Origin of the sequence: Pleomorphomonas sp. NRK KF1 (assembly GCF_023721755.1) — a bacterium.
GTDB lineage: Bacteria > Pseudomonadota > Alphaproteobacteria > Rhizobiales > Pleomorphomonadaceae > Pleomorphomonas.
This window is the reverse complement of record NZ_JAMDLH010000004.1, coordinates 323,413-339,292: the sequence shown is the minus strand read 5'-3', so window position 1 is coordinate 339,292 and position 15,880 is coordinate 323,413. Positions and strand designations below refer to the sequence as shown.

17 protein-coding genes are annotated in these 15,880 nt (G+C 63.3%); 12 read left to right on the top strand and 5 right to left on the bottom strand.

Annotated elements, in window-relative coordinates:
* Positions 1-403: 403 nt before the first annotated feature.
* A complete protein-coding gene (locus tag M4J39_RS13050) occupies positions 404-1,567 on the top strand; it encodes a TCR/Tet family MFS transporter (protein ID WP_251728489.1) in 1,164 nt (387 codons plus the stop codon).
* Positions 1,568-2,341: 774 nt separating this feature from the next.
* Here the strand turns inward: M4J39_RS13050 and M4J39_RS13045 are convergent.
* Positions 2,342-3,151 carry a hypothetical protein gene (locus M4J39_RS13045; RefSeq protein WP_251728487.1) on the bottom strand — a complete coding sequence of 270 codons (810 nt, stop codon included), beginning with the start codon at positions 3,149-3,151 and terminating at the stop codon, positions 2,342-2,344.
* Between the two features lie 821 nt (positions 3,152-3,972).
* On the opposite strand from M4J39_RS13045, the gene M4J39_RS13040 reads away from it, so the two are divergent.
* The 4 genes from M4J39_RS13040 to M4J39_RS13025 all read left to right on the top strand — a co-directional run bounded on the left by M4J39_RS13040 (position 3,973) and on the right by M4J39_RS13025 (position 7,824).
* Positions 3,973-4,254 (top strand): hypothetical protein, encoded by a 282-nt coding sequence (locus tag M4J39_RS13040; protein ID WP_251728486.1) that lies wholly within the window; start codon positions 3,973-3,975, stop codon positions 4,252-4,254.
* Positions 4,255-4,522: 268 nt separating this feature from the next.
* Entirely contained in the window at positions 4,523-5,533 is a 1,011-nt protein-coding gene (locus tag M4J39_RS13035; protein WP_251728484.1) for a hypothetical protein, read from the top strand.
* A gap of 3 nt (positions 5,534-5,536) precedes the next feature.
* Entirely contained in the window at positions 5,537-5,911 is a 375-nt protein-coding gene (locus M4J39_RS13030) for a terminase small subunit (protein WP_251728482.1), read from the top strand.
* Positions 5,912-6,345: 434 nt separating this feature from the next.
* On the top strand, positions 6,346-7,824 hold the full coding sequence (locus M4J39_RS13025; protein WP_251728480.1) for a terminase: 1,479 nt from the start codon (positions 6,346-6,348) through the stop codon (positions 7,822-7,824).
* Between the two features lie 276 nt (positions 7,825-8,100).
* Here M4J39_RS13025 and M4J39_RS13020 read toward each other — a convergent pair whose 3' ends face one another.
* From M4J39_RS13020 to M4J39_RS13010, 3 genes are all read right to left on the bottom strand, one after another.
* Positions 8,101-8,382 carry a helix-turn-helix domain-containing protein gene (locus M4J39_RS13020; protein ID WP_251728478.1) on the bottom strand — a complete coding sequence of 94 codons (282 nt, stop codon included), beginning with the start codon at positions 8,380-8,382 and terminating at the stop codon, positions 8,101-8,103.
* The gene (locus tag M4J39_RS13015) at positions 8,379-8,708 is read right to left on the bottom strand and encodes a type II toxin-antitoxin system RelE/ParE family toxin (RefSeq protein ID WP_251728476.1); all 330 of its coding nucleotides are present in this window, start codon (positions 8,706-8,708) and stop codon (positions 8,379-8,381) included. The genes M4J39_RS13020 and M4J39_RS13015 overlap by 4 nt, the downstream gene beginning before the upstream one ends.
* A 107-nt stretch (positions 8,709-8,815) precedes the next feature.
* Complete coding sequence (locus M4J39_RS13010; RefSeq protein WP_251728474.1) at positions 8,816-9,565, bottom strand: hypothetical protein; 750 nt, start codon at positions 9,563-9,565, stop codon at positions 8,816-8,818.
* A 137-nt stretch (positions 9,566-9,702) separates the two neighbouring features.
* On the opposite strand from M4J39_RS13010, the gene M4J39_RS13005 reads away from it, so the two are divergent.
* The 7 genes from M4J39_RS13005 to M4J39_RS12975 all read left to right on the top strand — a co-directional run bounded on the left by M4J39_RS13005 (position 9,703) and on the right by M4J39_RS12975 (position 14,922).
* Positions 9,703-9,906 carry a hypothetical protein gene (locus tag M4J39_RS13005; protein WP_251728472.1) on the top strand — a complete coding sequence of 68 codons (204 nt, stop codon included), beginning with the start codon at positions 9,703-9,705 and terminating at the stop codon, positions 9,904-9,906.
* The gene (locus tag M4J39_RS13000; protein ID WP_251728470.1) at positions 9,906-11,609 is read left to right on the top strand and encodes a portal protein; all 1,704 of its coding nucleotides are present in this window, start codon (positions 9,906-9,908) and stop codon (positions 11,607-11,609) included. Before M4J39_RS13005 ends, M4J39_RS13000 begins: the two co-directional genes overlap by 1 nt.
* A gap of 246 nt (positions 11,610-11,855) precedes the next feature.
* Positions 11,856-12,221, top strand: coding sequence for a hypothetical protein (locus M4J39_RS12995; RefSeq protein WP_251728469.1), 366 nt, complete (start codon positions 11,856-11,858; stop codon positions 12,219-12,221).
* Positions 12,214-12,894: a hypothetical protein gene (locus tag M4J39_RS12990; protein ID WP_251728467.1), complete on the top strand. Its 681-nt coding sequence runs from the start codon at positions 12,214-12,216 to the stop codon at positions 12,892-12,894. The genes M4J39_RS12995 and M4J39_RS12990 overlap by 8 nt, the downstream gene beginning before the upstream one ends.
* Before the next feature lie 7 nt (positions 12,895-12,901).
* Positions 12,902-13,951, top strand: a complete 1,050-nt coding sequence (locus M4J39_RS12985; protein WP_251728465.1) for a major capsid protein — start codon at positions 12,902-12,904, stop codon at positions 13,949-13,951.
* A gap of 255 nt (positions 13,952-14,206) precedes the next feature.
* On the top strand, positions 14,207-14,629 hold the full coding sequence (locus M4J39_RS12980) for a Bbp16 family capsid cement protein (RefSeq protein WP_251728463.1): 423 nt from the start codon (positions 14,207-14,209) through the stop codon (positions 14,627-14,629).
* Entirely contained in the window at positions 14,629-14,922 is a 294-nt protein-coding gene (locus M4J39_RS12975; protein ID WP_251728461.1) for a hypothetical protein, read from the top strand. Before M4J39_RS12980 ends, M4J39_RS12975 begins: the two co-directional genes overlap by 1 nt.
* A gap of 341 nt (positions 14,923-15,263) precedes the next feature.
* On the opposite strand, the gene M4J39_RS12970 is transcribed toward M4J39_RS12975, so the two are convergent.
* Positions 15,264-15,554, bottom strand: coding sequence for a GIY-YIG nuclease family protein (locus M4J39_RS12970; RefSeq protein ID WP_251728460.1), 291 nt, complete (start codon positions 15,552-15,554; stop codon positions 15,264-15,266).
* Between the last annotated feature and the right edge of the window lie 326 nt (positions 15,555-15,880).

Genomic DNA, 15,880 nt, shown 5'->3' with positions numbered 1-15,880 from the left:
GGGAACTATAGCGCTCCAACTCCACCCCTCATTCACCACACCGCCCCACTCCCCACCCCTCCATCTTGCCTCCGCCGCCGCCTTGGCGTATCTCCATCCCATCGCGAAAAGCGATCGCTTCCCTTGATCCGCCCGTTGGCGGAGTAAACAGGTGGACGACTTCCCGTCTTCAGCATTCGCTGAAGATTGGTTGGTCGAGCAGCCGCTGATCGATCAGGTCGAACCGACCTGATCGGCGGGTGCTCCGGCGATCAAGCACAAGCGGTCGGCGCTCGGCGCTGATCGACCAGCGATTTCCAGAAACCATCCGTCTGCCCGGCGCATCCCCGCGTCTGGCGCCTTGTGCTTGGACTCCGTCCGGTCGCCGTCAACCGCGATCGGCGCATCGCCATGGATTGCTCCCATGAACAGACCCCTCATCGTCATCTACGCCACCATCCTGCTCGACGCGGTCGGCATCGGCCTCATCTTTCCCATCCTGCCGACGCTGCTCGCCGAGGTGACCCACGCCGGCAACGTCGCCCCCTACATCGGCATCATGACCGCGCTCTACGCGGCGGTGCAGTTCGTGTTCGCGCCGGTGCTGGGCGCGCTCTCCGACCGGATCGGCCGGCGGCCGGTGCTGCTGATCTCGCTTCTGGGCGCCGCCATCAACTACCTGCTGCTCGCCTTCGCCGGCAGCCTGACGCTGCTCCTCATCGGACGGGCGATCGCCGGGCTGACCTCGGCCAACGTGTCGGTGGCCACCGCCTACATCACCGACATCACCCAAGAAGACCAGCGCGCCCGCCGCTTCGGCCTGATGAACGCCATGTTCGGCATCGGCTTCATCGTCGGGCCGGTGCTGGGCGGCACGCTGGGCGACCACTGGCTGCGCCTTCCGTTCATCGCCGCCGCCGTGCTGAACGGCGTGAACCTCCTGATCGCGCTGTTCATTCTGCCGGAATCCCGCGCACCCTCGCGTGAGCCGGTGAACCTCTCCGCGCTCAACCCGCTGAAGCCGCTGGCCTGGGTGGTCCAGGTGAAATCCCTCTGGCCGCTGATCGTCATCTTCTTCCTGCTGTCGGCCACCGGCGAGGCCTATGGCACCAGCTGGGCGCTGTGGGGCGGCGACGCCTTCGGCTGGAACGGCATGATGATCGGCCTGTCGCTGGGCGCTTTCGGCGTCTGCCAGACGCTGGCGCAAGCCTTCCTGCCGGGGGCGGCGGCAAAGCTGCTCGGCGAGCGCGCCGCCATCCTCACCGGCCTCACGGGCACGTGCCTCGCGCTGATCGCCATGGCCTTCGCCACAAAGGGCTGGATCGTCTTCGCCATCATGCCCCTCTTCGCCCTCGGCGGCATCGGCGTGCCCACCCTGCAAGCCATGGCAACGCGAGAGGTGAGCGAAAGCCAGCAAGGCCAGTTCCAGGGGGTGCTGGCCTCAGCGCTGAGCCTGGCGTCCATCGTCGCCCCGCTGGGGTTCTCCAGCTTCTACGCCGTGGTGCGCGGGACGTGGCCGGGCGCGGTGTGGCTGAGCGTGGTGGCGGTGTATGCGGTGGCGATGGTGATGGTGGGGCGGAGGAGGTGATACGCGTTTCGCTTGAACTGGACTCATCCAGCTCAAGCGAGCTTCGGCCTGACCGGCCGGGCGCTTCCGCCTCTGTCAGGTTTCGCCGAAAGGTCGAAACCCCACGAAAAGGCTTGATTGAGTCTTTCCAAAGTCGTTTTGGCAGCACAGTCTCATGTCGGCAGAAAAGCCGTGTCCATCTGCTGGTATTATTGGATAATTTTCCCATACGACGATGGGTTTCGAAAAGTTCCGCTTTCAGACGACGTGGCCTTAGTGTCCCGCCTTTCGAATTCGGTCGCTTGACGTCTCTCTACCGTTTGAATGAGTATTTTTGCCTGTAGCTTGCTGAGGTCGTAATCGCCCTGTATGACTTGAAACATACGTATGAAAATATAGCTTATTAGCGCTCCAATCACTCCGGAGGTAACTCGCGTAGAGACTGACCAAACGCGAGGGAAATTGGAACTTAAGTACGCGTCTAGTGGGTTAGCGATGACTAAAAAGATCATAGCACCCAAGACGATGATCACGAGAAGCCTAAGTGATCGTAGAATGCGGTCCATCGCGCCTGCTAATTTCCTGATCTCTTCGACTGTGAACTGATCGGCATTGGTAAATGGTAATCCGCGAGCGAGTCTCACTAACACGCCTGCCGCTATAACGGACATAGATACCAGTAGGGCCTGCTTTGATGTGTCCCAAGTAGACACAGAGATAGCTACGGCAGAAATGCCGCCAACCACCATCGGTCCCAGGGCTGCAAACCCGAGTCGCATCAAGCCCTCCCCAGGCTCAGGCCGTTATTCTACCATCAAACAAGAAGCGACGATGCACCTCTTTAAATTGCCGGAGCACGTCCTCTAAATCCAAGAGCGAGCTTGAAGTTCCCATACGCTTGACATTCATATCGAGCGAGAGGCGGGCATCGCTTCCCAAGAACTCTCCATCCTTGCCCTTTACCCGAATTTGCCCATCGGGCAGGTCCCGGAGCCCAGACTCAAGGTTCCGCATAAACTGCTTATCGATCCGCCGACGTTGGGCTCGATATCCAATGCTAACTCGAACCTCAAGAGCGGCCTCGGACGGCATCTGGTCTATCAGTTGTTGAGCCTTGAGCGGTCCGAGAAGATCATCGAGTATCTTCTTCGCCGAGTTGAATGATGATACGATCCGATCTCCCAGCCCCCGAGTTTCTGTGTACTCTCTGATTTTTGCTTCGTCTTCGGTATACGGGGCAAGGCGCGTTTCTTGAGGAATCGTCTCTGGTACGATGCCGCCGATTTGTATTTCTTTGATATCGCCGAGATCTGCTCCCATTTGCTCTCGATCGAATACCGATTTTAGGACTATGCGGTTTCCGGGATGCAAGTAGCCGCTCTTCTCGCAGAGCATCCAGTTGAGGTAATCTTGGATGGGCCCGGTCGATAACGCCTGATGCTGTATCTGATAGAAATGATCTCCAATCGCGCACCAGTATGTTATCGCGTGCACATACTCGGAGCCTTCCGGCGCTTTCATCTCATATATGCTGAGCTCCGATAGAACCTCGTCAAGCGACCTGTGCTCCTCGTCTTTTGAAACGAGATCAAGTATAGCTTGCATGTCTCCAGGCAGAAATAAGCATATATTACCGAATACGAGATCTTCTTCTCGATTTATATGTATATTATTTAGCAGTAGCTTGTTTTCTGTAGCGTTTGGAAAGGATGTCATTCTATGGCTAGCTTTTGAGCGTAGCGTATCGCCGGAGCCCATAGGCTTTTCGAGGGCGTTACTAATTGCGGAGGCGAGTGACTCAGTACCGCAAATGCTGACGGCGCGGTCGAGGCGACGATAATGAACTTTGCACCTTTTGGATTTTTGCACTTCAATCTCCAACGCTTGAAACGCTGGCGTGCATGCTAGAGTGCCAAATGTCTTTTGGGTAGTGACTTTGCGCGATGTATACTAATTGAATAAACGCCATGCTGACAAAGGCCTAGCATGAAAGCCGCCTTCAGTTTCGAAGGCTCAAGTGCGGAATATTGACATTGCGCGGGTACGCCAATGTGCAATGCTTTTTCATAGGGCTGTGTATACCGCCTTCTCACTCCACGCCGTCCCTCTCTCTGACCGGCATGAGATTGGTAAAAGCTGAACGGTGCCGTGCAATCCGGTTCGCTATCCCCCTGAGACTATACTGTTTTCGATGTGATGGCCGAAGATTACTCGTTCCGTCCCGTCTCTATCCCCCTCAATCCCCGACAGCGGAGTCTGAGTCATTTTGTTGCTCGGTTCTGAAATGAATCTACGTCCCAACACCCCGATGCCTACACTCTCGCGAAGAGCAAACGGTGGGTAGCTACTCCTACGCGATTGTACTGCGTGTCGCTCGCGTGTTGGGGTGGTAAAGTTAACGCGGATAACAGCGATGGAGAGTGATCATGGGTAATAACCTACACGTCTCTTACGATCTTATGGATCCCGGTCAAAACTATGACAAAGTAATCGACAAAATTAAGTCTTTGGGTGAGTGGGCTAAAATTCATAAGTCGTTTTGGTATGTAAATTCAAGTTATACGGCGGCTGAGGCGGTAAACATTGTTTGGTCTGCAATGGATGTGAACGATAAGCTTTATATTTTCGATGCAAAAAACAATAGTGCAGCTTGGGAAAATCTATCAGATGAAGTTGCTGAATTTATAAAAAATAGATGGTTGAAATAAGAGCGTCTTGTCCTGGCCTTCACCGGGATGATGACAGACCGACAGGACGGGCGCAGGCGGCAGCCGCTACCGTTGGCTGTGGGTAGCTGTTGGGCGAGTTTCCCCGCAACCCGCCCCGCCATTAACACCTCGCTCCGCCCTGGGGCACTTGGGGCGCCGGCTTCCCTAGGGTTACTGTCCCTTCCCCACCCTTTCCCCGTTAACTTTTCCCCCTCACCATAACCCTTGCCCCACGACGCGCCCGTCGGCTCCATCAAGGAGAGCCGGCATGGCAGATGACATGATGAACAGGCGCGCCTTCGGGCGGACGGATGAGCGCGAGCGGGACGGCGGTCGGCCGTACTGCAGCGGGCGGGGGATGGAGCCTATCGGCCAGCCCTTGAACCGGGCGCTGGGGCGGATTGCCGCCGAGGGCGGTGTCGACCTCACGGGCGTCGTCGGCGAGCGCCGGGTGGCGCATCGGCTGCCGGGGTTGGCCTCGGCCGAGGTGCCGCCGCGCTGGAAGGGCCGGCCGGAGACGGTGACCGACCGCGCGCTGGAGGGGCAGCCCGACACCTGGTTCTCGGCGGCGCAGATGAGCCGCGACGAGGTGCGGGCGCTGTTCGACTATCGCGATGACGGCCGGCTCTACTGGCGCGAGCTGACCGGGCGGCGGCGGCCGGAGGCGGGCGGCGAGTTCTATCGCAAGAAGCTGGACGCCGGCCCGATCTGGACCATCCAGCTCGGCAGCCGGGCGACTGTCACGCGCTACATGCGCCGCTACCTCGTGTGGAACTGGCACTTCGGCGGCACCGACCGGGTGCTGCTGCCGATCAACGGCGACACGCTGGACGACCGCATCGAGAACATCCGCCTGGGGGCGCCGGTTGGCGGGTTTGCTGCGGCCGAGGCGGCGGCCGTGCCCCGGGTGGAAACGGGCGTCACCTGCCCGTGCTGCGGCGGGCTGGCGCCGGTTCTCTCGCCCAACCTGATCGCCCGCGCCTACGAGTTGCCGCCGCAGCAGGAGGCGATCCTCGCCCGCGTCTGGGCCGGCAAGGGCAAGCCGGTGACCGGCGAGGCGATCATCGGCGAGATGTATGCCGACGATTTCGACGGCGGGCCGGAATACGAGACGGCGCGCAAGTATTTCAAGACGCAGCTGTGTTTGCTGAGGAAGCGCATCGAGGGCTCGGGCGTGCGCATCGAGGCGGCCGGCTATCAGCGCGGCTACAAGCTGGTGCTGGGTGCGGAGGAAGGCAAACCGGAGACGGGTAGGGTGGCCGAGACAGACGAGGAGTGATCCGTGCCGCGCAAGGGGAAAGTGGATGCCGGTTGGCTGCTGGGCCGGCTCGTCGACGAGGCCACCGCCGACATCGCCGACCTCTACGACGCCGAGGGCAAGTTGAAGCCGGTGGCCGACTGGCCCGAGGTGTGGCGGCAGGGCCTGGTGCAGGGCGTGGAGATCGAGGAGCGCTTCGAGGGCCGCGGCAACGCCAGGGAGCAGGTGGGGTTCGTGAAGAAGGTGCGGCTGAGTGATCGGCTGAAGCGGCTGGAGCTGATCGGCAAGCACATCGGGGTGAAGGCGTTCGAGGAGACGGTCAGGGTGAAGGGGCTGGAGGGGCTGGGGGAGCGGTTGATGCGGGCGCGGAAGAGATTGGCGGAGGAGGGGGATGGGTAGGTTCATGGAGCGCTATATCGGCCGCTTGGTTCCGTCTGCCCGAGGTACACCTTGAATTCGCGCGCGAATTCAAGCGGCCTGCGCAAGGATGACAGCGTTATGTATAGGGATGACAAGCGGTTAGGTGGGGGCTCCGTCCCGTTCCGCTGCGATTTCGCGATGCTCATCCCTTGCTCCGCTTCGAGCAGCCACTCCGCGCGCTCCAGCTATCTCCCGCTCCTATCATACTGTCATCCTTGCGAAAGCGAGGACCTCAGGAAGGTTGAGCGAGGGGGACGTATCACTCTCCCTCGGTTCATGGAGCGTGATATCAGCGGCTTGGTTCCGTCTGCCCGAGGTCCTCGCTTTCGCAAGGATGACAGTACTATATTTAGGGATAACAGCTGGTTAGGCGGCGGTGCTGCGGGTGCGTGGTGCTCTTGGAGAGCGCACGCATGACCGCTCATCCCGACCCCAACGAAGATCTCATTCGCCTTGCGGCCGAGTGCCGGTACGATCCCGACCGCTGGTCGATCGCCGCCTATGACTGGGGCGAGGGGGATCTGGCCGCGCACGCCGGCCCGCGCGCGTGGCAGCGGGAGATCAACCGGGAGATACGGGATCATCTCAACGATCCCGCCAAGCGTTTCACGCCGCTCCGCATCGCCGTCGCTTCCGGCCACGGCATCGGCAAGTCGGCCGAGATGGGGATGCTGTCCAACTGGGCGATGTCGTGCTGGGCCGATTGCAAGATCGTGGTCACCGCCAACACGCGCTCGCAGATGCAGACCAAGACGGCGCCGGAGGTGGGGCTGTGGTTTCGCCGCTCGGTGACGGCGCACTGGTTCGACACGCAGGCGCAATCGATCCGCAGCCGCGACAGCAAGCGGGCCGACAGCTGGCGGCTCGATTTCGTCACCTGGTCGGCCGAGAACACCGAGGCTTTCGCCGGGCTGCACAACCAGGGGCGCATCATCCTGCTGCTGTTCGACGAGGCCTCGGCCATCGCCGACAAGGTGTGGGAGGTGGCCGAGGGCGCGCTGACCGACGAGGAGACGGTGATCGTCTGGGTGGCCTTCGGCAATCCGACGCGCAACGCCGGCCGCTTCCGCGAATGCTTCCGCCGCTATCGCCACCGCTGGATCACCCGCCACATCGACAGCCGCTCCGTCGAGGGCACCAACAAGGCCTACCTGCAATCGATCGTCGACGATGCCGGCGGCGAGAACAGCGACGTGGCGAAATACCGCGTGCGCGGCGAGTTCCCCAGCCAGTCGCCGATGCAGTTCATCGGCGAGGCCGACGTGGAGGCGGCGCGGGCGCGGCACCTCCGGCCCGAGCAATATGGCTTCGCGCCCAAGATCATCGGCGTCGATCCGGCCTGGACCGGCGTCGACACGGTGGAGATCGTGCTGCGCCAGGGGCTGATGGTGAAGAGCCTTGCCAGCCTGCCGAGGAACGACAACGACGTGGAGGTGGCGAACCTCATCGCCCGGCTGGAGGACGAGGAGGGCGCGGAGGCCGTGTTCGTCGACGCCGGCTATGGCACGGGCATCGTTTCCGCCGGGCGGACGATGGGGCGGAACTGGCGGCTGGTCTGGTTCGCCGGCAAGCCGATCGATCCCGGTTACCTCAACAAGCGGGCGGAGATGTGGGGCACGCTGAAGCGCTGGCTGAAGGACGGCGGCGCGCTCGACCCCGACGACCGCATGCTGTCCTCCGACCTGATCGGCCCGGAAACCGTGCCCCGCCTCGACGGCAAGATCCAGCTGGAAAGCAAGGCCGACATGAAGGCGAGGGGGATTCCGTCGCCGAACAGGGCCGATGCCCTGGCGCTGACCTTCGCCGAACCGGTGGTGAAGCGGGGGGCTGGGGTGGGGGCGACGGCGCGGCGGGCGGCGGAGGAGAGGTACGACCCGCACGGGGGGCTGTGAGGGGTTTAGGCCAGTTCTTGTCAGTCATGGATAGCGCTGGTGTGGTTCCTGGAGCGCTATATCGGCCGGGAGTTTCATTCTGCCCGAGGTCCTCGCCTTCGCAAGGATGACAGATTTATATGAATGAAAACAGCATGATAGCGTAGCGCTTCTCGCTCTGGCTCCCGCTTATATCACGCCGTCATCCTTGCGAAAGCGAGGACCTCAGGACGGTAGAGCGAGGGGGGAGTATCATGCGTCCTTTGTTCGGTAAGCCCGATATCGGCCGTTCGCCGATCAGGCCGCATCACTGATCCGGATGTCCAGCTTGAGGCCGAGCGCGGTCAGCATGTTGATCAGGCTGTCCAGGCTGAACATGCCGATCTTGCCCCGCATCAACGCGGAGACGCGCGGTTGGGTGACACCAAGCGCCTTGGCGGCTTCGGCCTGGGTCCAGCCCTTCGCCTTGATCGCATCTTCGATCGCATCCATGAGCGCGGACCGCAACTTCATGTTCTCGGCTTCGGCCGGCGTATCCTCGATCGCGTCCCAGACGCTTGCAAATCTCTGACTGGTCATTTGCGCAGTCTCCGTACCAAGTCGTTGTAGCGATCCTTCGCCAGTTTCACGTCGGGCAGGCTCGTCTTCTGCGTCTTCTTCTGGAAGCAGTGCAGAACATAGATCGCATCCTCAAACTTCGCGACGTAGATGACGCGAAACTGCCCGGCGGCGTCGGTAATGCGGATCTCCTTGACGCCGCTACCGATCGAGGACATGGGCTTGGAATCGAATGGCTCTTTGCCGCGTTGCACTCTGTCGAGCTGCCGCCCTGCATCCCGTCGCGCTTCCGGGGGAAACTCGCGAAGATCGTCGAGCGAGGTCTTCTCAAACACCACGTCTTTCATGGTGATTATATACATTTCGGTATAACGGAGTGCAAGTGCAACATCTGCCCATGCGCACATCGGGCAGGCTCCGTTTGCCAATGTGCTCTATTCTTTTCCTGCGCCGGTCACGCCGTCCCTGTCCCCTCCGGCGCGGCGTCGAGGTCGATGGCCTCGCTGCGGGCGTAGCAGGTGCAGACGACGACGTTGACGTAGGTGAGCAGGGCGAGGCCGACGAGGGCCATCAGATAGCCGCAGGCGAGGCCGATGGGGTCGAGGGCGCCGTCGGGTGTCACCAGCGTCGGCAGCAGCTCGAAAGTGGCGAGGTGGGCGATGATGATCAGCAGCCAGACGACAAAGGCGGCGACCAGCGCCAGCACCAGACGCCAGTAGACCGTGTGGAGCGACATCACGCCCCGGATGAGCGCCCGGTGCAGGCCGGCGCCCTTGCCCGTGATGCCGGCGGGAATCCAGCTGCCGAAGAGGGTGACGATCAGCGGTAGCGCCAGCACCAGCAGGCCGGCGACGATCAGCAGTTCGGCCAGCGGCGGATACATGCCGAAAATCATCAGCGCCGTGGTGCGGTAGGTGGCGTAGAGCGTGACCGCCGTGAGGAGGACGGCGATCAGCACCACCTTGAAGCCGGCGGCCATGGAGCCGGGCGCGGTGAAGCCGGCGGCGCGGGTCAGGGGGGTGCCGAACAGCACCAGAAACGGCAGGTTGGTGGAGAGATAGAGGCAGGCGACGATTTCGCCGACGTGCCCCGGCTCGGCGAACAGCCCGAGGCCGATCAGCGCCTCCCAGCCGACGATCAGGAGCGCCAGCAGAAGGTAGAGGAGGTAGTGATCGCGCATGATGCGCGCCGATCTGACCAGCATGGTTCGCTCCCCGCGATGATTGGCGCCCTGCCTATCGCAAATGCCTTGCAAGCGCTACCGCCGCCTGCCAACCGCACCTCGGAAACCCCACCCGCCGTATGGACGAGAGGTACGATCCATACGCGGGGCTATGATCCATGTGCCTTTCCTCGTCCACTCCCAAGGTGGAGCAATACAAGACCTCGGCGCAGGCGCAGGAGCCGGATAACGGCGCCATTCAGACGGCGGCGGCGCGGCGGGCGACCGACCGGCTGAGGGCGGGGGCGTCGACCATCCTCACCAGTGCCAATGGGGTTCTCGATAGTGCGAATACCCAGAAATCCGTGCTCTTGGGGGTGTAATGGAAGCGCGCGCCAATGAAACGCAGGTCCAGTATCACCGCCGCCGGGCCGAGGAGCTGAAGCGGGTTCGCCAGCCGTGGGAATCCACCTGGACGGGCCTTGCCGATTTCGTGGCGCCGCACCGGCTGCGCCTGGAAGCGGCCAACGAGCGGGCGATCTCGCGCAAGCGCATTCTCGACCCCTCCGGCACCTTCGCCTGGCGGACGCTGGCCTCCGGCATGCACTCCGGCCTGACGTCGCCGGCCCGTCCCTGGTTCCGCTTCGCCACCGTCGATCCGGAGCTGCGCGAATGGGGCCCGGTGAAGCTGTGGGTGGACGAGGTGGAGGCGATCGAGCGGCGGATGTTCCAGCGCTCCAACGTCTACACCGCCTTCCACGAGGGCTACGGCGACATCGGCCTGTTCGGCCAGTCCTGCGGCATATTGATCGAGGGCGGCGACGACCCGCTGCACATGATCCAGCTGCTGCATGGCCGCTTCTGGATCGCCCGCGACGCCGAGGGCCGGGCGACGACGCTTTACCGAATGCTCAGGTGGTCGGTGGAGAAGATCGTCAGGCGGTTCGGGCTGGATACGATCTCGTCGTCGATCCGCTCGGCCTATGACGCGGGGCGCTACGACCAGACCTTCGACATCTGGCACGCCATCGAGCCGCGCGTCGGCCGCGACCCGCAGAAGATCGACAAGCGCAACAAGCCCTTCCTCTCCAACTACTGGGAGGTCAATGGCGGCGCCGGTTCGAGCGGCGACGGCCTGCTGGAGGAAAGCGGCTTCGACAGCAACCCGATCATCTGTCCGCCGTGGCTCGTCTGCGGCGACGACAGCTGGGCGCAGTCGCCCGGCATGGACACCATCGGCGACGTCAAGTCGCTGCAGGCCATGGTGCGCGACAAGCTGGAGGTGATCGCGAAATTGGCCCGGCCGCCGTTGCAGGGGCCGACCTCGCTGAACGGCAACCCGATGTCGCTTCTGCCGGGCGCCGTCACCTTCGTCGACGACCCGACGGGGAAGGGATTGCGCCCGGTGATGGAAGCGTCGCCGCAGATCGGACCGCTGCTCCAGGACATTGCCGAGACGCGGCAGCGCATCGCCACCGGCTTTTACGCCGACCTGTTCCTGATGCTTTCCAACATGGAGGGCGTGCAGCCGCGCAACCAGATGGAAATCGCCGAGCGCAAGGAAGAGAAGCTGCTGGCGCTCGGGCCGGTGCTGGAGAACATCTACAACAACCAGCTGGAGCCGTGCGTCGACCGGGCCTTCGAGATCGGGTTGAAGCGCAACCTGTTCCCGCCGCCGCCGCGCGAGATCCAGAACCAGCGCCTCGCGGTGGAATACATCTCGACGCTGGCCCAGGCGCAGAAGGCGGTGGCGACAGGCGCCGTGGAACGGCTCGTCGGCTTCGCCAGCCAGTGGGCGGCGATGAAGCCGGAGGTGCTGGACAAGCTCGATGCCAACCAGTCGATCGACGTCTACGCCGACCTGATCGGCGCCCCGGCGGCCATCGTGGTGCCCGACGACAAGGTGCAGGAAGCGCGGGCGGCGCGGGCCGAGGCGGAGCAGCAGGCGAAGATGGCCCAGATGGCGAAGACGGTGGCGCCGGCGATTTCGGCTGGAGCGGATGCGGTGCGGGCCGGGAAGGAGGCCGGTGTGGATCCGGCAGCGGCGCAGCAGTTGATGGCGCAGCTGGGGATTGGGGGTTCGTAAGGGAGACCGATATCGGCCGGAGAGCTCTACCTTCCTGAGGTCCTGCGCCTTCGCACAGGATGACAGCTTTATGGGAAGGGGCGCCCACCTAACCGCTTGTTCCAAAATATCAATTTCCTGTCATCCTGCGCGAAGGCGCAGGACCTCGGGCAGAACTGGGTGAGTGGCTACTATAGGGCGCGTCCGAATGGCGCCCATGCCGGATTGCGCGATTTAACCTCCTAAAATCAACAGGATATCTTTGTGATGCTCGATGAGTTCCAAGCGCGTGAGGCGCGGGATGTTGAGGCGCGGAAACACGCTGCCGAGGAGGAGGCCGATCTGCGGGAGGCTTTCCGGCTGATGATGGAAACGGCCGAGGGCAAGCGGGTGGTGTTCTGGCTGCTCGGCCGGGCCGGGCTCTACGCCAATGCCTTCGATGCCGGCAGCGAGGCGGCCGAGCGCTATCGCCTGGGGCGGCAGTCCCTGGGCCTCGAAATCCTGCAGAAGCTCGATCTGGTGGACGCGCGGCTCTACCCGCGCCTGCTGCTGGAACGCGGCGAAGCGAGGGAACTGGAACGGGCCGCCCGCGTGGCCGGCGGCAAACCGAGCGAGGATGGGGAATATGCTTGATCGATGGATGGTTGGCGCGGCGTTCGCGCCCGAGGGTGACGGCATGGGCGACGGCGGCGATGCCGGCGCGGCGCCAGTCGGCGGAGTACAGCCGGAAAGCCTGATGTTCCCGAGCGAGGCCGCGCCCGCCGAGGGCGAGGCCTCATCGCCCGAGGGCGAGGCGCCGGAGACCGACGCCCCCAACCCCGCCGACGAAGTCCCGGAAGACGGCCGCTACGACTTCGACCTGCCCGAGGGCATGGCGATGGACGAGAAGCTGGCCGAGGCGATGCAGCCTGTCCTGAAAGACATCGGCCTGACGCGCGGCCAGGCGCAGGCGCTGGCCGGGGCGCTCGCCGCCCATCGGCAGGCGGAAGCGTCCGCCGGCGCCCATGAGTGGGCCGACATTCAGACCGGCTGGATCGCCTCGGCCAAGAAGGACCAGGAGATCGGCGGCGCCCGCTGGGACGCCTCGGTGGCCACCGCGCAGGGGGCGCTCGCCCGCTTCGGCACGCCGGGGCTGCGCACCTTCCTCACCGAAAGTGGCGGCGGAAACCACCCGGAAGTTATCCGGTTCATGGCGCGCGTCGGAAGCGCGATCGCCGAAGACCGGCCGGAGAGCGGCGGGGCAGGGGCAGGACGCCCCGTTGATGCCGCCCACCTGCTGTTCCCGAGCGACAAGCCCAAGGGGTAAATGACACATGGCCACCGTTGGCACCTACTACCCGAACCTGATCGACGCGCAGAAGCAGAGCGCCGAGGGCACGGTTCTCGAAATCCTGTCGCAGCAGAATCCGGTGCTGGACGACGCGATGGTCACCGTCTGCAACCAGCAGGCCATCCATCGCCACATGATCCGCACCGGCCTGCCGTCCGTCGCCTGGGGCCGCCTCTACAAGGGCGTGCCGCAGTCGAAGGCCACCGTGCAGCAGGTGGACGACACCACCGGCTTCCTGGAGGCGCGCTCGGAGATCGACGTGCGCCTCTTGGCGCTCGCCAAGGATGCCGCCAAGCAGCGCCTCGTCGACAGCGCGCCGTTCCTCGAAGCCATGAACCAGGAGATGGCGACCGGCATCTTCTATCACGACGTCGCTACCACGCCGGAGAAGTTCAAGGGCCTCGCCGCCCGCTACAACGCCTATTACGACGGCCCCAACGCCACCAAGCCCAACGTCGCCGCCGGACAGGTGATCGACGGCGGCGGCCGCGGCGCCGACAACACCTCCATCTGGTTCGTCACCTGGGGCGACCACGCGACGTCGCTGCTGACGCCCGAGGGCATCCCCACCGGCGTTCAGGTGGCCGACAAGGGCGAGGAAGTGACGCTGGATGCGGCCGGCAACAAGTTCTACGTCAAGTCGACGCTGTTCTCCTGGCACGTCGGCATGTTCGTGAAGGACTGGCGCTACAACGCCCGCATCGCCAATATCGACGTCTCCGACATGATGGCGGGGTCGGTGGACATCTGGAAGCTCCTGCGCGAGGCCTACTATCGCCTGCAGTCGCGCCGGCTGAACGCCACGTCGAGCCGCATCGCCATCTACATGAACCGCGATGTGCTGGAAGTGCTGGACGCCCAGTCGTCCGACCGGTCGCTCATCACCAATGCCGGCACGGCCAACTACAACGCGCCGGGCCTCAAGCGCGACAGCGTCGAGGGCAAGGAAGTGCTGACCTATCGCGGCATTCCGATCCGCGAAACGGATGCACTGCTGAACACGGAAGCGGCTCTCCCCGCTTACGCCGGCTGACCGTCTGAGCCGAAACTCTACTGGGGCGGGCAGCACTGGCATTCGTCTGATCCGAAAAGTCTGCAACTTTTCGGGCGAATGCCTTGGCTTAGCGTTCTGCGCTTCCGGTGCTCACGGACCTCAACGTCCGCTCCGCTCCGGTTCTCGAACGCGTCGCCATCTGCCGCGCCCCAGCGAGTTTCGATCTCAGACTTTGCCACTCCTGCACCCGTTGCGACGGGCGCTTCCCGAGCCTAATTTTTCAAGGAATCCAACATGATCCTGGACACTCAGGCGCTGTTCTCGGACGCTCAGGCGGTGACCGCGACGGCCGCCTCCACCAACACCATCGACTTCGGCCCGATCTCGCCGGCCACGCGCAACCTCGACGTCGGCAAGGGCGACGACGTGGCGCTGCTGGTGCAGGTGGTGGAGGACTTCAACAACCTCACCTCGCTTCAGATCGACCTGGAGCTCGACAGCACCACGACGTTTACGCCCGACCGCGTCATCCCGCTCGCCACCGTGCCGCTCGCCAAGCTGAAGGCCGGCTCGCAGGTCGCCTGCGACGGCCTGCCGCGCGGCCTGACCCTGCAGTACGGCCGCCTCAAGTACACCGTCACCGGCACGGCGCCGACCACCGGCAAGATCACCGCCGGCGTGGTGGCCGGCGTGCAGTCCAACGGAGTGGCCATCTGATGCGCGTCACCGCCGTCCGCAAGGGCTACTTCGGCGGCAAGATCCGCGACGCCGGGGAGGTGTTCGATCTCCCCGACGCGCTGATGCGGGACGGGCTGAAGCCGTCGTGGGTGGAAGCGGAGGGAGAGACGCCGCCTCCTCCGGATGGCGAGGGCGAAGCCGCCGCAACCCCGCGCAAGCGCGGGAGAAAGCCGAAGGCGGCAACCGCGCCCGACGCCCCCGAAGGCAACGGCCTGACCGAAGCCCTCGGCGGCCCCCCGCCCGATTGGCTGCCGGGGGACTTGGGCGAATGAGACAAGGATGAATGAGACAGGCGGGCTTCGGCCCGCCTGAGCTTTTATGGGGGAGCGGTGCCCTATATTGGCCGCGTGCCTCTTTCGGCCTGAGGTCCTCGCCTTCGCAAGGATGACGATTTATATAGAGGAAACATTGGGATAAGCCGCTTCTCAAGCTTCCTTCGCGCTATCGCCAGCCACGCGCGGGCATGGCATCTCGTGAGAGAGGCGCACCGCTATCCGATTGGTACATATATATAATTCTGTCATCCTTGCGCAGGCGAGGACCTCAGGCAGGAAGGGGCGGTACGCTGATATAGGTCTCCCACGAACCGCACCAACGCCGATAGCTCTCCCCTTCACCACATGATCGTCTCGAACAGATCCTCCCACCCTGGGTTCATCTCCTCGATCGCCTTGATCTTCCACTCGCGCTTCCAGTGCTTCACCTGCTTTTCGCGCGCGATGGCGTCGACGATCTCGTCGTAGTCTTCGTACCAGACCAGCCGCGTGCAGTTGTAGCTGTCGGTGAAGCCACGAAAGACGTGGTTGCGATGCTCCCAGATGCGCCCCTCCAGATCGGAAGTGACGCCGACGTAGAGCACGCCCTGCGGCTTGTTGGTGACGATGTAGACCCAGCCCGGATTCATGCGGCGAGCTTTGCGGAAACGCGAGGGGTGTGCAAGGGAGACTTATATAGGCCGCTCGCTCCGTTCTGCCTGAGGTCCTCGCCTTCGCAAGGATGACAATTTATATAAATGATACAGGCGGATAGCGGCGCGCCTGAACCTGCGAGCGCCATACTCCGCAGCATGACAGTGATGGCGTTTGGGGGCTTCTCGCAACGCTTATCCCACTGACTCCTATATATAAATTGTCATCCTTGCGAAGGCGAGGACCTCAGGCAGGAAGGGGCGGTACGCCGATATCGGGCACCCTTGGGCGCCCATTCATCGAGGGCGCGCAATCCCCCGCT

Excerpts from the sequence above, each read along its gene's own strand:
- M4J39_RS13050 (WP_251728489.1), top strand. The coding sequence starts at position 404 with ATGAACAGACCCCTCATCGTCATCTACGCCACCATCCTGCTCGACGCG.
- M4J39_RS13045 (WP_251728487.1), bottom strand. The coding sequence starts at position 3,151 with ATGCAAGCTATACTTGATCTCGTTTCAAAAGACGAGGAGCACAGGTCG.
- M4J39_RS13040 (WP_251728486.1), top strand. The coding sequence starts at position 3,973 with ATGGGTAATAACCTACACGTCTCTTACGATCTTATGGATCCCGGTCAA.
- M4J39_RS13035 (WP_251728484.1), top strand. The coding sequence starts at position 4,523 with ATGGCAGATGACATGATGAACAGGCGCGCCTTCGGGCGGACGGATGAG.
- M4J39_RS13025 (WP_251728480.1), top strand. The coding sequence starts at position 6,346 with ATGACCGCTCATCCCGACCCCAACGAAGATCTCATTCGCCTTGCGGCC.
- M4J39_RS13020 (WP_251728478.1), bottom strand. The coding sequence starts at position 8,382 with ATGACCAGTCAGAGATTTGCAAGCGTCTGGGACGCGATCGAGGATACG.
- M4J39_RS13015 (WP_251728476.1), bottom strand. The coding sequence starts at position 8,708 with ATGAAAGACGTGGTGTTTGAGAAGACCTCGCTCGACGATCTTCGCGAG.
- M4J39_RS13010 (WP_251728474.1), bottom strand. The coding sequence starts at position 9,565 with ATGCTGGTCAGATCGGCGCGCATCATGCGCGATCACTACCTCCTCTAC.
- M4J39_RS13005 (WP_251728472.1), top strand. The coding sequence starts at position 9,703 with ATGTGCCTTTCCTCGTCCACTCCCAAGGTGGAGCAATACAAGACCTCG.
- M4J39_RS13000 (WP_251728470.1), top strand. The coding sequence starts at position 9,906 with ATGGAAGCGCGCGCCAATGAAACGCAGGTCCAGTATCACCGCCGCCGG.
- M4J39_RS12995 (WP_251728469.1), top strand. The coding sequence starts at position 11,856 with ATGCTCGATGAGTTCCAAGCGCGTGAGGCGCGGGATGTTGAGGCGCGG.
- M4J39_RS12990 (WP_251728467.1), top strand. The coding sequence starts at position 12,214 with ATGCTTGATCGATGGATGGTTGGCGCGGCGTTCGCGCCCGAGGGTGAC.
- M4J39_RS12985 (WP_251728465.1), top strand. The coding sequence starts at position 12,902 with ATGGCCACCGTTGGCACCTACTACCCGAACCTGATCGACGCGCAGAAG.
- M4J39_RS12980 (WP_251728463.1), top strand. The coding sequence starts at position 14,207 with ATGATCCTGGACACTCAGGCGCTGTTCTCGGACGCTCAGGCGGTGACC.
- M4J39_RS12975 (WP_251728461.1), top strand. The coding sequence starts at position 14,629 with ATGCGCGTCACCGCCGTCCGCAAGGGCTACTTCGGCGGCAAGATCCGC.
- M4J39_RS12970 (WP_251728460.1), bottom strand. The coding sequence starts at position 15,554 with ATGAATCCGGGCTGGGTCTACATCGTCACCAACAAGCCGCAGGGCGTG.